This is a genomic window from Streptomyces sp. NPDC033270, assembly GCF_055576575.1.
The window spans coordinates 30,503-46,008 of the sequence record NZ_JBVIRA010000003.1 but is presented as its reverse complement, the minus strand read 5'-3'; the positions used below and the strand labels follow the sequence as shown (position 1 = coordinate 46,008).

At 69.6% G+C, this 15,506-nt stretch carries 9 protein-coding genes; 1 reads left to right on the top strand and 8 read right to left on the bottom strand.

What is annotated here, in order from left to right; all coding sequences use genetic code 11:
- The gene (locus ACZ5XZ_RS06405; RefSeq protein ID WP_468974949.1) at positions 1-1,698 is read left to right on the top strand and encodes an MFS transporter; all 1,698 of its coding nucleotides are present in this window, start codon (positions 1-3) and stop codon (positions 1,696-1,698) included.
- Here the strand turns inward: ACZ5XZ_RS06405 and ACZ5XZ_RS06400 are convergent.
- The 8 genes from ACZ5XZ_RS06400 to ACZ5XZ_RS06365 form a co-directional block, all read right to left on the bottom strand.
- Positions 1,685-2,437, bottom strand: a complete 753-nt coding sequence (locus ACZ5XZ_RS06400; protein ID WP_468974948.1) for a thioesterase II family protein — start codon at positions 2,435-2,437, stop codon at positions 1,685-1,687. The genes ACZ5XZ_RS06405 and ACZ5XZ_RS06400 overlap by 14 nt on opposite strands.
- Before the next feature lie 18 nt (positions 2,438-2,455).
- On the bottom strand, positions 2,456-4,969 hold the full coding sequence (locus ACZ5XZ_RS06395) for an ABC transporter ATP-binding protein/permease (RefSeq protein ID WP_468974947.1): 2,514 nt from the start codon (positions 4,967-4,969) through the stop codon (positions 2,456-2,458).
- Positions 4,966-5,922: an ABC transporter permease gene (locus tag ACZ5XZ_RS06390; protein ID WP_468974946.1), complete on the bottom strand. Its 957-nt coding sequence runs from the start codon at positions 5,920-5,922 to the stop codon at positions 4,966-4,968. The genes ACZ5XZ_RS06395 and ACZ5XZ_RS06390 overlap by 4 nt, the downstream gene beginning before the upstream one ends.
- Positions 5,923-5,954: 32 nt before the next feature.
- Complete coding sequence (locus ACZ5XZ_RS06385; RefSeq protein WP_468974945.1) at positions 5,955-7,526, bottom strand: ABC transporter substrate-binding protein; 1,572 nt, start codon at positions 7,524-7,526, stop codon at positions 5,955-5,957.
- 781 nt (positions 7,527-8,307) lie between these two features.
- A complete protein-coding gene (locus ACZ5XZ_RS06380) occupies positions 8,308-9,540 on the bottom strand; it encodes a Wadjet anti-phage system protein JetD domain-containing protein (protein WP_468974944.1) in 1,233 nt (410 codons plus the stop codon).
- A gap of 1 nt (position 9,541) precedes the next feature.
- Positions 9,542-12,958 carry an ATP-binding protein gene (locus ACZ5XZ_RS06375; RefSeq protein WP_468974943.1) on the bottom strand — a complete coding sequence of 1,139 codons (3,417 nt, stop codon included), beginning with the start codon at positions 12,956-12,958 and terminating at the stop codon, positions 9,542-9,544.
- Positions 12,955-13,581 (bottom strand): DUF4194 domain-containing protein, encoded by a 627-nt coding sequence (locus ACZ5XZ_RS06370; RefSeq protein ID WP_468974942.1) that lies wholly within the window; start codon positions 13,579-13,581, stop codon positions 12,955-12,957. Before ACZ5XZ_RS06370 ends, ACZ5XZ_RS06375 begins: the two co-directional genes overlap by 4 nt.
- Entirely contained in the window at positions 13,578-15,059 is a 1,482-nt protein-coding gene (locus ACZ5XZ_RS06365; protein ID WP_468974941.1) for a DUF3375 domain-containing protein, read from the bottom strand. The genes ACZ5XZ_RS06370 and ACZ5XZ_RS06365 overlap by 4 nt, the downstream gene beginning before the upstream one ends.
- Positions 15,060-15,506: the final 447 nt, after the last annotated feature.

The window sequence follows — 15,506 nt, the reverse complement described above, 5'->3', positions numbered from 1 at the left end:
ATGACTGAAGCCGATACCGCCCAGAACAGCGGCGGAACCGAGGAGTTGAAGGAGGAAGCAAAGGAAAACACCCCGCCCGGGATACGCAGCGCACGGCGCTGGACGACCGCCGTGACGGCGCTGGCGGCCGCGCTGATGACGCTCGACATCACCGTCGTCAATGTCGCGATGCCCGAGATCGGCACGGATCTCGGTGCCTCCCTGGACAGCCTCCAGTGGATCGTCAACGCCTACACGTTGAGCTTCGCCGCCCTGCTGCTCACGGCAGGCTCCGTGTCCGACCTGATCGGTCGGCGGAAGATCTTCCTGGCCGGCGTCGCGCTCTTCACCCTCGCCTCCGCCGCGTGCGCGCTGGCCCCGGACGCCGGGGTGCTGATCGCCGCCCGCGCCGTCCAGGGGGCGGGCGGCGCGATGGTCCTCGGGACCTCGCTCGCCCTGATATCCGGCGCCTTCGAGGGCGCTCCGGCCAAGGCACGGACGACCGCCATCGGCCTGTTCACGGCCGGCGGCGCCGTCTCCGCGGCACTGGGACCGCTGGTCGGCGGCGCGATCGTCGAATGGCTGAGCTGGCCGTTCCTCTTCGCCGTCAACGTGCCCATCGGACTGCTGATCCTCTACGGCGCCGTCCGCAAGGTACCCGAGAGCGCCGACCCCGACGGCTCGCGGAAGGTCGACTACGCGGGTGCGGTACTGGCCGTCCTGGCGCTCTTCCTCCTCAACTACGGTCTGCTGACCGGCTCCGAGGACGGCTGGACCACGCCCACCGTGCTGACGGCACTGACCCTGGGCGCGCTCCTGGCCGCCGCCTTCGTCGTGGTGCAGTGGCGGCTGGGCCCGCGCGCCATGCTGGACCTGCGGCTGTTCGCGATCCCCAGCTTCAGCGGGGCGCTGCTGCTCAGCTTCGCCGCCCGCATCTTCAGCTTCGGCATGCTGCCCTTCCTCACCCTGTGGCTCGGCGGGATGCTCCACCTCACTCCGTTCAAGGTCGGACTGGTCCTCCTGGCCCAGTCGATCGCGCTGATCATCGGCGCACCGCTCAGCGGGGTGCTGGCCAAGGTGATGCCGGTGTCGCGCGTACTGGCCCTCGGCATGCTGGTGGTCGGCATCGGGATCCTGCTGACCGTGGGGATCGAGCCGGGCGATAACTGGACGGTCCTGCTGCCCATGCTGGTGCTGATCGGTCTCGGTGCGGGCCTGACCCTCCCCCACCTGCTGTCGCTGGCGGTCAACGTCGTACCGCCGTCCCGGGCCGGCACCGCTTCGGGCGCGGCCAACAGCTTCTTCCCGCTCGGCACCGCCACCGGTGTCGCCCTCTTTGGCGTCGTCCTGACCGGCAAGGTCAACACGATCATGTCCACGGCCGCGCTCGGCGAGCACTCCGTGCCGCACGCGGCCGCCGGGCAGCTGCGCAAGCTCGTGACGGCGGGCCGGTTCGACGCGGTCGGCTCCGCCGTACCGAAGGCGGCCCGCGGCCCCGTCCTCGACCTGGCGCACAGCGCCTACACCGAGGCGCTGTCGCAGATCTTCTGGATCGCGGGGATCGCCGGGCTGGTGGCCGCGGGCGCGAGCCTGGTCCTCGTACGCGACAAGGACACCTACCGGCCTGCGGACGCCGGTGCGACCGCGGACTCCCGTGGGGCCTCGGACGCCGGTAAGGAGAAGGACGAGCCCGCGGCCGAGGCGGCTACGCGCCGCTGAGCAGTCGCCGGCGCACCGCGTCGACGACCGCTCCCGGCCGGTCCGAGAGGTAGAAGTGACCGCCGGGGAAGGTCAGCAGCTGGAAGGGACCAGTGGTCCACTTCTCCCAGCCGGCGGCCTCCCCGGCGATCAACTCCGTGTCGTCGGCGCCGATGAGCGCGGTCAGTGGGCATGGCACCGGGCCCTCCGGTTGCGCGGCGTACGTCTCGATGAGTCGGTAGTCACCACGGACCGCGGGGAGCACCAGCTGCCGTACCTCGGCCATCGCCAGCAGCTCGGGGGAGGTCCCGCCGAGCCGGATCAGCTCGGCGGACAGGGCGTCGTCGTCCAGGAGATGCACGGTCCCGCCGTGGTGGTGCTGTGGCGCCTCGCGTGCGGACACAAAGAGGTGATCCGGCGCGCGATACCCCCGCCGCAGCAGCCACAGGACGAGTTCGTGCGCGACCGTCGCCCCCATGCTGTGCCCGAACACCGCCCACGGCCGGTCGAGCAGCGGCACCACGGCCCGCCCGAGTGCGGCCACCAGATCCGGCAGCTCCTCGGGCAGCGGCTCGTCCAACCGGTCCTCGCGCCCCGGCGGGCACACGAGCACCGGCTCTACCTCGGGTGGCAGGAGGTCCTTCCACCGACGGTAGAGCGCGGTCGACCCGCCGGCGTGGGGCAGGCACACCAGCCGTACGGCTGGGTGCGGATGCGGGCGGGGGCGGCGCAGCCATGGTGTGGCGGCGGGGTGGGTCACGGGTGGGCCCGTCCTCTCTTACGGTCTGTGACTTGGCAATGTGGGGACGGGCAGCTTCGGCACCGCGGACAGGAATTGGGCGGTCACCGCGTCCTGAGGCGATGCGATGACGCCCTCGACCGTCCCCGTCTCCCGGATCCGGCCGTCGGCGAGGACCGCCAGGTCGCCGCCGAGCCGCACCGGCACCGTCATGTCGTGCGTGACCACGACGAGGGCGAGCCCGAGATCCCGGCGCAGCTCGTCGAGAAGCGCGAGCACGGTGGCGGCCGTGGGGGCGTCGAGTCCGCTGGTCGCCTCGTCGCAGAGGAGGACCCGTGGCTCGGCTGCCAACGCCCGTGCCAGGGCGACGCGTTGGCGCTGGCCGCCGGAGAGCTGGGCCGGCCGCCGGCTCGCGTGTGCGGGGTCCAGTCCGACGCGTTCTAGCAGCCGGTGCACCTCGGTGCGGCGGGCGTCGGCCTCCAGGTCCGACCGGAACAGATGCAGCGGCCGGGCGATGATCCGCTCCACGGTGTGGCGGGGGTTGAGGGAGTCGTACGGATCCTGCGGCACGAGCTGCAACAGGCGCAGGTCGTCGCGGGTACGGCCACGCATTCCTGGCGCAAACTCCCTTCCATTCAGGTTGAGTTCACCCGTCCAGGTGCTGTGCAGTCCGGCGAGACAGCGCAGCAGCGTGGTCTTGCCGCCGCCCGAGGACCCCACGATCGACAGGCACCCACCGGCCGGAACGTCCACATCGATGCCGTCCAGTACGCGCCGGCCGCCGCGCTCGGCGCACAGACCGCGCAGGGACAGCAGCGTGCCGCTGCCACCCTCACCGTCCCACGTCGCCGCGGTCCGGAGGGCCCCGGACCGGGGCGCCTCGGCCGCGCGTGCCGCGACGACCAGGCTCCGGGCGGGCTCACTGACCGGCTGGCTCAAGAGCTGCTCCACCGACCCCTGTTCGACCACCCGGCCGCGTTCCAGCACCACGACGTCGTCAGCCACCGCGGCCACGTGTGCCAGGTCGTGGGCGATCAGTACGACCGCCGGGCCGCCGCTCCCCCGGGTCCGGGCCAGGTCGGCGAGGAACGCAGTGGCCGTGACCGGGTCGAGGGCACTGGTGGGCTCATCAAGGACGAGCAGGTCGGGGCGGTGGGCCAGCGCGGCGGCCAAGGCCACACGCTGGCGCTGCCCACCGGACAGCTCATGCGGGCGACGGCGCAGGAAGTCTTGGTCGTCGGGGAGTTGGGCGGCACGCAGCGCTGCGCGCACTCGATCGTGCCGCTCGGCGCGTGGTACGCCGCGCGCCCGCAGGAACTCCCCGACATGGTCACCCACGCGCAGGGTCGGCGCCAGGGACGTCCGCGGATCCTGGGGTACGTACGCGGCGTGCCGTGCCCGCAGCCGCCGCAACGACCGCGACCGCAGCCCGAGGACGGACTGACCTGCCAGCCACACCGCACCGGAGGTCCGCGTGAGGCCGGGGCGCAGTTCACCGAAGGCGGCGAGCGCCAGCGTGGTCTTGCCGGATCCCGACGGTCCGACGAGGGCGAGGATACGTCCGCGGGACACATCGAGGCCGACGCCGTCGAGCACGCGCACCCCGTCGGCCTCGACGGTCAGGTCCCGGACGCGCAGCGCACAGTCACCGATGTCACCGGTGTCCGTGTCCGATGCGCTGCTACCTGCGGCGCTCCGGCGTTTCCGCCGCGGGATCCGGTCCGCCGGAAGCGCCACGTCGACGAGCAGGCTGGCGCTCAGCAGCAGCACCAGGATTCCCATCGCGGGAACGGCGACGGCGAGCGGCTGGAGCGCGAGCCCGTCGCGGTTCTCCAGGATCATCAACCCCCAGTCGGCGGCCGGGGGTTGGGCTCCGTATCCGAGGAACGCGGCGGTGGCCACGGTGAACGCCGAGCCCACGAAGCGCACACCGGCGTCGGCGGCGAGCACCGGCAGCAGGTTGGGCAGCACCTCACGGGCGAGGACATGCCGGGTCGATTCGCCGCGCGCAACGGCGGCCTCCACATAGTCGTGCTGCAACGCCTGTAGCGTCGCCGCCCGCACCACGCGCACGATCTCCGGGAACAGCACGACCGCAGTGGCGGCCGCAACCGATCCCGTTCCCCGCCCGACGGCCACCACGACCACGCTCAGCAGCAGGAACGACGGAAGACTGAGCAGCACGTCCACCAGGCGCAGCACGACCGTGTCGGTGGCCCCGCCTCTCAGGGCCGCGAGCATGCCCAGGCCAGCGCCCAGCGCATACGCGACGACGAGGGCCCCCAGGGAGAGCAGCACCAGCGACCGCCCGCCGGCCAGGAAGCGGCTGAGCACGTCGGAGCCGAGGTGATCGGTGCCGAGCGGGGCACCTCCCCCGGCCGGCGCGTACGGCATGTCGAGGACGGCACCCGGTGGGTGCGGTGCGAGCCACGGCCCGATCAAGGCCAGCAGCACCGCGGCGGCCAGGATCGCACCGGTGGCCACGGGGACCGCTCGACGGCGCAGCCACGCGAAACGGGTGCCGACCGTCCACAGCTGGGTCGGGCGGGTCAACTCGGCCTCCTTGCAGCGGGGTTGAGCGCGGCGGCGAGGACGTCCGCCAGCAGGTTCAGGATCACCGTCACGGTGGCGACGAGCATGCCGACGCCGAGGACGACCGGTGCGTCCCGCGTGGCAGTGGCGCCCACGAGGGCCGCCGCGAGGCCCGGATATCCGAAGAGCGTCTCGGCCACGAGCGTCCCGCCGAGCAGATACGCCAGATACCGGGCGAGCACCGGGATCGCCGGGACGACCGCCGCCGGCAGGACCCACCGCAGCACGACGCGGTGTTCGGGCACACCGCCGAGCCGGGCCGCCCGCACCGCGTCCGAACCGGCCGCCTCCGTCACCCCCGCCCGGACCAGGCGCACGTTCTGGGCCAGGCAGACCGACAGCAGTGTGAGGACGGGCAGCACCAGGATCTCCGGCTGGGACAGCGGCCCCTGCCCGGCGGGCGGCAGCGACACGGCGGGCAGCCATCCGGCACCGACCGCGAAGAGCTGGATCAACAGGGTGCCGATGACGAACTCGGGCAGGCTCACCAGCGCCAGCGTGCCCGTGGACACCACCCGGTCGGCTGGCCTCCCGGCACGCAACCCCGCCCACAGCCCGAGCCCGATGGCCGACGGCACCAGCAGCACGGCCGCGACCACCCCCAGCACCAGCGAGTTCCCGGCCCGTTCGGCGATCAGCCCCGAGACCGTCTCCCCGTTGGCGTACGAACGGCCGAGGTCACCGTGGAGCGCGTGCCACAGCCAGGTCCCGTACCGCTCCCACGCGGGACGGTCCAGCCCCAGGGTGTGCCGCAGCCCGGCGATCTGCTGCGGGCTCGCGCCCTGCCCCGCGAGCCGGGCCGCCGCCGCGTCGCCGGGTGCGAGGAGCGTCGCCCCGAAGACCAGCGCGGAGGCGGCGAGCAGCGTCGCGACCGCCACGCCCAGGCGCCGCAACCACCACAGGACGGGGCCCATCCGTCCCGTCCTCAATCCCCCCTGCATCGCGGTCACGCCGCGAGGTAGGCGTCACGCAGCGACGGATAGTCGAAGAAGCCGTACGCCTGCACTCCGCCTACAGCGGGCGTCGCCCCCGCCACGGTCGGGACGCGCACGAACACCGCGTCACCGCCGTGCTTGTACAGGTACTGCTGCACGTCGTGCACGGCGCGGGCGCGCTTGTCGCCGACGGCTGCGTGCATGGCGCTCATCAGACCGTTCAGCGTTCCGTCGGACGGGCCGGTGAACGGGTACGACGCCTTGGGCCCGTAATAGGTGCTCAGCGCGAGGGGCAGCGGAAGGGGGTGGTAGAAGCTGGTCTTCAGCGGGGCGCCCAGCAGGGACTTCATGTCGGTGTAGAAGTCGGCGGCCGGGACCTTGTCCACGGCGGCCTTCAGCCCCGCCTTCTTCCCCTGCTCGACGAAGGCGGTGGCGGCCTCCAGCGGACCGTACTCGTAGTCGCTGGTGCGGATCGACAGATTCGCGCCCTTCAGCCCGCCGGAGGACATCAGCCGCCGCGCCCGGTCAGGGTCGTACGCGACACGCGGCAGAGAGCCGTCGTACCAGGACTGGTGACGGCCCATCGCGTCGTCGGCGACCTCGCCCTTGCCCAGGGTGACGGTGCGCACCATGGCCTCGCGGTCGATCGCATGGCGCATGGCCTCGACGGCCTGGGCGTGCGTGAACGGATCGGTGGACAGGTTCATGGAGAAGGCCAGCTCGCCCCACAGTTCGCGCGGGGCGGTGGTGATCCGCAGCCGGGAGTTGTTCGCCTCGGCCCGGGTCGCGGGCAGGGTCAGGGCGCCCGCGTAGTCGAACTGCCCGGCCTTCAGCCCGTTCAGCCGCGCCCCCGCTTCGGTGACGGACAGCAGCTCGATCTCGTCGAGGTACGGCCCGCCCTCACCCCAGTAATCCTTGCGGGCGGTCAGCAAACTGCTCTTGCCCCGCGACCACGACTTCAGCACGAAGGGACCGGAGCCCGGCGCCTTCGCGAAGTCCTTCGTCCCGTCCGGGAAGACGAACATCGACTGGGCGAGGGCCAGATCGAAGAAGCCGTCCGCGCTCTTCAGCCGCAGCTCCAGGGTCTTCTTGTCACGAGCCTTGGACGCCTTCGTGTCCAGCCCGGCCAGGAAGGCGCTCTGTGTCGTGGGCTGCGAGGCGAAGGTCCGCAGGCTGAAGAGCACATCGGCGGCGGTCAGGGCCTTGCCGTCGCTGAAGGTGATGCCGTCACGGACACGCACCGTCCACACCGTGGCGTCGCCGTTGGGCTCGACGGATTCGGCGACCCGCCACACCGGCTTGCTGCCGTCGATCTCGCCGATCGTGTCCCATAGAACCCGCGCCCTTACGTAGTCGACAGGGGTCGCGGTCGCCCGCAGGACGTCCGACGACTCGGCACTCGACCCCGTGAAGGCCGCGCGCAACCGGCCGCCGCGGCGCGGCTTCCCGCCGCCCGCGGCCGGCTGCCGACCGCCCCCGGCACCGCCGCCGCACGCGGTCAGCGATCCGCCCATCGCTACTGCCGCGGCACCGCCACCGATGCCCCGCAGCACCGACCTGCGCGCTATCTGCCGATCCTCCACCGTCACTCCTCTTCCCAACCGGTCACCCGGTACGGCACATCACCACGCGCAAGCTAACAGAAAACGAAAACGATTTTCAATAACTATGCGAGCGGGATCCGCGCAGCTCATCCGCGACCGGAAATCCGGCAGGCTGCCGGTCATGACAGCGCACGAGGCAGCGATGGCACCTGAGTTCACGCAGATCACCCACCCTGGGAGATCGCCCCGAACTCGGGCCGGAGCTGACGAACTGCTGAGTGACGGGGAGCAACACCGGCGGAGCGGTCATCATCCACGGGGCTGGATCCGCACAGGAGGAGGCTGCTCGTGGCCACTGTCGAGAGCGCACTCGCGGGCCGGCCTACTCCTTCGCCAACGGGCGGTCCAGGTCGAGGGCGTTGGTCCAGCCGTCGTCGCCGATCACGGCGTCCACAGCGGGCGGCGCCCCGGTGGGTGCCGGCTGAGCTCCAGGAGGAGCAGGCGTGAGCGGTCAGCCAGCGCGTCGCGCTGGTGGACGGCCAGCCTGCGGACCGTCGAAGGAGGTCTGAATAGTCCCTTGTGCGCGGCACGCCCGAATCCAGAACCGGCACCCTCCGACCGGCCCGGGCCGACCGCGGCTCGTCGCACCATGGCTCCCTCGGCACGGGGGTAAACAGGCGGCGGATGGAAAGGAATACAGGGAAGGGAACGTAGGGCCGAAGGTCGAACTGTGCTTTCCCCATCTCCCCCCAGGAGGACCGTCAGGGATGAACGGCGCCCGTCTCCACCTGCGACCGCGCAAGGGTTACCCCCCGACTTCCTAACCCTGCTCGGCATAAGCAGTCCCGGCAGATGGATTGCGCGACTCTTGGTGGAGCTCGTCCAAGGCACCTTCGAGCAGGTGGTACCGCACGCGTTCTTGTTCCAGTCGTACGTTGTGACCGAATTCTCCTTCCACAAGACTTTCGTGAAGATCGGCTTCTTCCGGTGTGAGTGTGGCGAGGTGCTCGTGGGTGGGGGAATCCTCCTTCACCCATTGGTTGCGGTGCTCCAACAGCACGTTCCTGGTCATCAGGATGGACTGGGTGTGCGGGAATGCTCGGCGCAGCCGGTCGAGGATGGCGAATCCGTGGGTGTCCAGGTCGCCCCAGTAGATCAGGCGCACGTGGTGGAGCCATGGCAGGGCGGAGAGTTGTGTGACGGCGTAGCCGCCACCGAGGATCACGATGCTGCGGGGTTGGTTCGGGAAGGCCAGGTAGGTGGTTTCGTTCTCGACGACGTACACGGTCGTGATGCCGGGCGGTGGGGAGGTGAATTCGTCAGCACGGACCGTGAGTTCACTGAAGCCTGCCAGTGACTCGTCACCGAGCAGCCGGAACCGCAAGTAGGCGGGCTTGCGTAGGAAGCGGTAGCGGGCGGCGAAGTCGGTGCGCGCAGCCTCGGTGTCGATGCGGTCGCTGGGGAGGCAGTGCTCGAGCAGGGCAGTCAAGATGGCGCGGTGGTGTTCGATGAACTTGGTGTCCACACCGGGTACGTCGAGCTGGCGCAGGTAGACGGCCGGCCCGCGGTAGCCGTTGATCCACCGGATGGTGGCCTGCAGGCGTGGCCAGTCGGCTTCCCGCTGGACGACCTTCATCGGGTGGTCGGCCATCCAGGTAGCGAGGCGGGGCAGGGCCTCGCGGGCGGAGGCCAGGAGAACTTCGTAGCGGTGGACCGTGCTGGTGACGCCCAGGAGTCTCCACAGGTCTTCGCGCCGTTCGATCCATACCCGAGCGGGCACGTCGTTCACGCCGGCCAGGCGCCCGCCGAGCCGCCGGTGCTCGATGCGCACGTGCTTGTGTACCTCAGGAGCCCATGACCTGGCCCATGCCAGGGCTGCCTCGTAGTGCTGGGTGATGTCGCCGGCCTTGGGGCCGCGCAGGGGGATGTTGAAGGATTCCCAGTCGGTGCCGTTGGCGAGTTCGGCAAGGTAATCGCCGCGCTCCCAGCGTTTACGCAGACGCGCGACGACATCGCGGGGTGTGGTCCAGTCGGAGCTGTTGGTGGCTGCCATGTCAACGCCCCTGCCCGGATGCGGGCTGCAGGGCGGCCAGGGTGTGGGCGAGGCGCTCTTGGCGGTACTGGGCGATGGTCAGGGTGCGCAGACGGGAGTGGTGTCCGGTCGGGTTGTCGACGAAGCCGACGGCGGACACATAGGGCTCGATGACGTGGATCTTCTGCAGCGGGGTGACGATGAGGAGTTGCAGGCCCAGGCGCTTGAAGAGGTCCAGGGCGAAGCGGGCGGATTCCTCCGAGCCGCGTCCGAAGGCTTCGTCGATGACAACGAAGCGGAAGGTACGGCTCCTGCTGCTGGTCGTGTCCAGCTTGAACTGGTAGGCGAGGGAGGCGGCCAGGATGGTGTACGCGAGTTTCTCCTTCTGGCCGCCGGACTTGCCGCCGGAGTCGGAGTACACCTCGTACTCGGAGTCGTCCTCGCGGCGCCGTTCACTGGCGCTGAAGACGAACCAGTACCGCACGTCGGTGACACGCTTGGTCCAGCCGCGGTCGCTGTCCGTGGAGCCTTCGCGGCCCTTGAAGCGCTCGATCAGGCGCTGGACCTGGTGGAACTTCTCCTCGGAGTACAGGTCGGAGTCATCGCCGGACAGGACGTCGTCGGTGCAGGCGCGCAGTTCCGCAGTGAACTCGCGGATCTCGGTGTTGGGTGTCTGCTCGGGCTTGAGCATGATGTAGCGGCCCGGGTTGTAGTCGATGTCGGCCAGCGACTCGTTGATGGTGTTGATGCGGTCGCCGATCTCGTCGGCCCAGATGTTCAACTGCGCGTGAAATCCGGCGATTTCGCGGATCACATTGGTCTTCAGGTAGGTGCGGAACTGGTCCTGGAAGCGCGGCAGGTCGTCGGCGACGAGCTGCCGGTGCAGAGCACGGTATCCGGGGGCGGAGGCGACGGAGGCGTCGAGCTCGCTGGTCTCAACCTGATAGGTGTTGCGGAAGGCGCTCATCTGGGCGGCGATCGTCTGGGCGAGGCGAGTCTGCTCCTTGGCCCAGCGGTGCTTGTGCGCCGTCATCTCCTCGCGCAGCCGGGTTTCGGTCTGGGCGCACTCCTGCGCGGTCCGGCACGCCAACCGGGTTGTGGTCAGGCGCTGCTCAAGGGCCGAGAAGTGGGCCTTCGCGTCGACGGCGGCCGGTTCGTCGAGTACGGCGCGGGCCTCGTCGCGAGCGCGTTCAGCGGCGTCCCGTTCGCCGCAGACCCGGCCCCAGCTCTGGCTGGCCTTCTCGTAAGCGGCTTCCTTTTCGGTGATTTCGCCTGCGATCTCCGTAAGGCGCCGGGTGAGTTCGTCCAGATCCTTGGAGTCGGCCTGCAGACGCTGCTTCTCGCCGGTCAGCTCGGTGATGCGCCGTACCGCGGACGGCCAGTCGATCTCGCTGTAGTCCTGCATCGCCGCCAGCCGGTCGAGGACCTTGTCACGGCTGATGGCGTCCTCGTAGGCGGCCCCCAGCCCGCGCCTCTTCTTGTCCGTCTCGCGCTGGGCGCCATGGACCCGCCCTGCCTGATCCAGGAGGGCATCGGTCTTCGCCTGGTTCGTCCAGCCGAGCACATAGGTGCTGCGGTCGTCGATGCGGGTGGTGTCGTTCTTCTCGTGGCGGCCCCGCGCCCCCTTGATCAATCCCTGTGCGGTGATGGCCAGTTCGGCATGCCGGAAGTCCTCCATGGTCGACACGCAGGCGTGGGAGGCGCGGCGTTCGAGTTCGCCGGCCAGCCACGGGGCGAACGGCGAGTCGTCGCGCAGTTCGAGCTTGGTGAACAGCGCCGTGGACGCGCCTGTGGGCAGGCGCCGCGGCGGGAGCTTGTCCGGGACGCGGAAGTAGACCAGCTTCGTCCCCAGGTGGTGGTCGTTGATCCAGTCGGAGACACGGGCGTACTGGTCGCCGGGGACCAGGAGGGACACCGCGAAGCCGCGCAGCAGCCGCTCGGCGGCTCCGGCCCACGCCTGTTCCTCGTCGCGGACCTGAATGAGTTCGCCGGCGAACGGCAGGACACTCTCCTCGATGCCGAGTTCGCGGCTCAGGCGGGTGCGTACTTCCAGCTGCTTTCGGGGGATGTTGCTGCGGCGCGAGCGCAGACTGATCAGATCTTCGTTGAGGTCCTCGGCCTGCTGCTTCAGCCGTGCGGCCTCGACCGCGAGGGTCTCCAGCGCTGTGCGCGTCTCCTGTGTCGTCGCGGCGACGTCCTGCTGGGCTCGGGCGATCTCCTCAATCCGGTCGGTGAACTGGGTCTGATCGGTGACCGGAGTCAGCTCGGCCTGCTCCAGCAGGGCGGCGTGCTGGCGGGCGCGCTTCTCCTGAGCGGCGCGCCGCTGCTCCGTCTCCTCGATCTGGCGCTCCAGTTCACCCAGGCGCCCGCCACCCAGGCCCTCACGCTGCAGTTCCCACCGGCGTTCCTGGCGCCGCAGCCGCTGCAGCTCGTCCTTCGCGGTCTTCTTCTCGCTGTCCAGGCGGGTGAGCGTCCTTTCCAACTCGGCGCGCTGGGCTTCGTGCAGAACCGACGTGCGCTCGGCGATGAAGTACCGCAGGGCGGCCTGCTGGGCGTCGGCCTCGTCGATGCGTGCGGCCAGGCCCTCGTAGGCGTCGCAGTCCTCAAGCAGCGGGGTGAGGGCCTCGACCTGGGCGCGGGCCCGCTGCACCGAGTTGTAGGTGGTGGTCAGCGCGTCGAAGTGACTCACGATGTTGTCGGTCATGGCCGCCGCATCGAACGGTTCAAGCATGTGACTGCGCACGAAGTCGTCCAGGCTGCCCACCGACTTCATCGACACCGTCTGGTGGAAGAGTTCCAGCGCCTGCTCGGACTCGATGCCCATACGGCGCCGGAAGTCCTTGCTGTAAGGCGGGAACGTCTTGTGGACGCGGACATCGCCAGCTTCGAGGCGCTTCTTCAGGGCCCGCACCTCGGTGCCGAAATCAGCGAAGTCACCGGCGACGGACAGCGCCCGATCGGCGACGAGGAACAGCCGCTCGGGGCTGGTGGCGTTCGGGTCGGCCAGCCAGAACACCTGCCCCAGCGTGACGGTCGCCGCCAGCGCCGGGTTGTGGAACACGCCCAGGATGACGGAGTAGCTGCCCGGCTTGCGCAGCGCCACCGGCTTGGTCGTCCCGGTGGTCTCGTTGCGTTCGGACTTGTAGTGGCCCAGGACGTAGGAGCGCAGGCTGCGCTCGCGGCTCTCCGCGCCGGCAGCCTTGTTGTAGGCGATCTTGTGGGCGGGCATGAACAGGGTGGTGATCGCATCCACCAGGGTGGACTTGCCGGAGCCGATGTCCCCGGTCAGCAGGGCGTTGGCACCGCCGAGGCCGAAGGACCACACGTGCTTGTCGAACGTGCCCCAGTTGTAGACCTCCAGACGCTCCAGCCGGAAACCGGCCGCGGCAACGTCGGTGGAGGGGGCCGTGTCGGCGGGGCCGGGCTGGGCGGGGATCACCGCTGCTCCTCCTGAGGGGTGTGGGTGGCCGCGTACTGGGCCAGGTTCGTTTCGAAGTCGGCGAGCCACTGCCCGTCGACGAAGGCTTTGATGATCCGCTGCACCTCGAACAGCTGCTCCTGCCCGCGGGCCCGGCGCAGGAACTGCAGGTCCACCACCTTGTTGATGTGACCGTCGATCTGGTCGACCAGTCGTGCCTCATTGCTGCCAGCCGGCAGGTACGTGCGGATCAGCTCGACGATCTCGTCCCGGGTGATCATCAGGCGGGTGTCGTCCGCGCCTGCGTCGAATTCCGCGAGCCGCTTGCGCAGCAGCACGATCAGCAGACTGACGGGGTAGGACAGCGACCGGCGGGGCATCAGCCGCGGCGGCGCCATGCGGGGGTCTCGGACGTCGTTTTCGTCGTCGGGCTTCGACTGGAGGAAGGCGTAGCCCTCCATCTCGTCGATCACCACGCGCAGCCCCATGACGTCGACGTAGTCCTTCACGCCGGCACTGTGGTGCAGCAGGGCATCCCAGGCCCGCTCGTGCTGGTCGCGGAATACCGGTCCTTTGAGCAGCTGGTTGACCGGAAGCGAGAGGGTGTACGGCTGTTGCGGGGTGGGGGTGGCAGGCGTGGTCATCGCCCCTCCTTCAGGCTGGACGCCCAGGCGATGCCGGGGCTGGTGCGGGCAAAGGTGACCACGGGCACCGTGGCGACCTGCTGGACGTCGTCCTCGCCGATCCAAGCGATCTCTTCTTGACGGTGGTCGTCGAACACGGTGGTGAACCCGTCGTCCGGCAACGCGAAGTAGGCGACCAGTTCGGCAAGTCCCTGCTCCAGGGGGTGTTCGCGCAGCGTCTCGGCCAAGGACACCTGTGTGCGGGAGCCAAGGACGTGGTGCACCGCAGCCGTGAGCCGGGCCGGATCCACATACACCGCCTCGAACAAAGCGTCGGCGGCGAACTCCTCGTCCCCTGCCTGGATCCCGGTACTGTCGATCGGTGCCTTGACCACCGGCGCATACAAAGGCCGCTCCATGGGCAGCGCGATGGCCGGAGCTGCCGCATCGATCTCGGCGACCAGTCCCACGCCGGGCACATCGCGCAGGGCCAGGGCCTGAGACTCGATCCCACGGACCAGCTCCAGGACACGGCGATCCTCCGAGCGCACCTGATCGTCCAGGAACCGGCGCAGTTGATCCGACAGCTGCCTCACTGTGGTCTGGGTGCGTTCGGCGGCCTCCAGCCAGTCCCGGGGCATGCGCCGCATCCTCGGGTCGGGCTCTCCGATGGCCTCCATCGCCTCTACCTCGGCCAACAACACCTTGAGCTCGTCCTGACGGCTCGGAGCGAGCAGGAAGTCGTAGAACGCCTGGAAGGTCCGGCCCTGGTCCGACTCCGCGATGCTCTCGCGGCTGCCCAGCACCTCGTCCAGGAGTTCGCCCTTGGCCCCGTCCCACGCGGCGATCTTGCTCCGCAGGTCGCGGTCCAGACCCCGGAAGTTCGCCTCAACCTCGCGGAAGTCGGCCAGCAGCCCATAGGCCGTCGCAGTCACCTGCTGGTAGCGGTCCCGCAACGCCGCACTGTCCAGGACGTCCACCTCGCCGGCCTCGACCCGCGCGATCTCCTGGTCGATCTCGTGCCGGCGCCGCGTGAGCTCCGCCAGCCGCGCCTCGGGGTCGGTTTCGGTCCCGAACGTCATCTGCCGCAACAGATCGAAGATCGTGTTCAGGCGCGACTCCGTGCCGACAAACGTACGCTCTTCAAGCGACCGGACCCACGCGATGGCCTTCTCGACCGCAGCCGTGGCGTCATAGTGCGGCTCATCCGAATCCGGCGGGTAATACTTGCGCAGCCAGCCGTTCTCCGGCGCCGACCAGTCATCCAGATACGCCTTGGCAGACTTGGGAAACGCGCCTTGTCCCAGCCGCTCATTGAGCGCGAACAACTCGTCGTCCAAGCGTTCGACCAGCTCCGTACCGGCAATGGAGCGAGCCCCCTGCTCGACAAACACCTTGTTGAAAAAGCTCAGCATCAGCGCCGCATTGCCGGCCGTCAGCAGCCGCCACGCGGCACTCTGCTTGCGCAATGCGACCAGGCGGTCGTAGTCCAACTCCATGCATCCTGCCCCTCACTACCCCGGCGGGTGCGACGGCATTTCTCGCCAGCGACGAAAACGCACGTCCTGCGCGGCCAGCGCCCACATAGCGGTGCGCGAACATTCCGCGCCGACCACAAATGAACCGTAGAGCCCACCACTGACAACGGGGGTTGATAGAGCGGGCCACCAGGCGTCCCGGGCAGCCGTCAAGGTGGAAATCGGCAGGTCAGGCCGCAGAAGGATCCAGATCCCCGCCGCCCCGCACCGCAGTCCATTTCGAATAAAATTACGATCTCGCCTCGGAACCCTTGCCGAGCATATTGATCTTCCACAGCCGCAAGGCTGCGATCTGGCCCCGCCATCCACCCAGGCACCCCAGCAGTAGGACCCCCGCTCAATCCCTCCATGCCGATGCCTTCACGAACGCTTGCCAGCACCCCGCCCCGCATTCGCACCTGCGGTCTG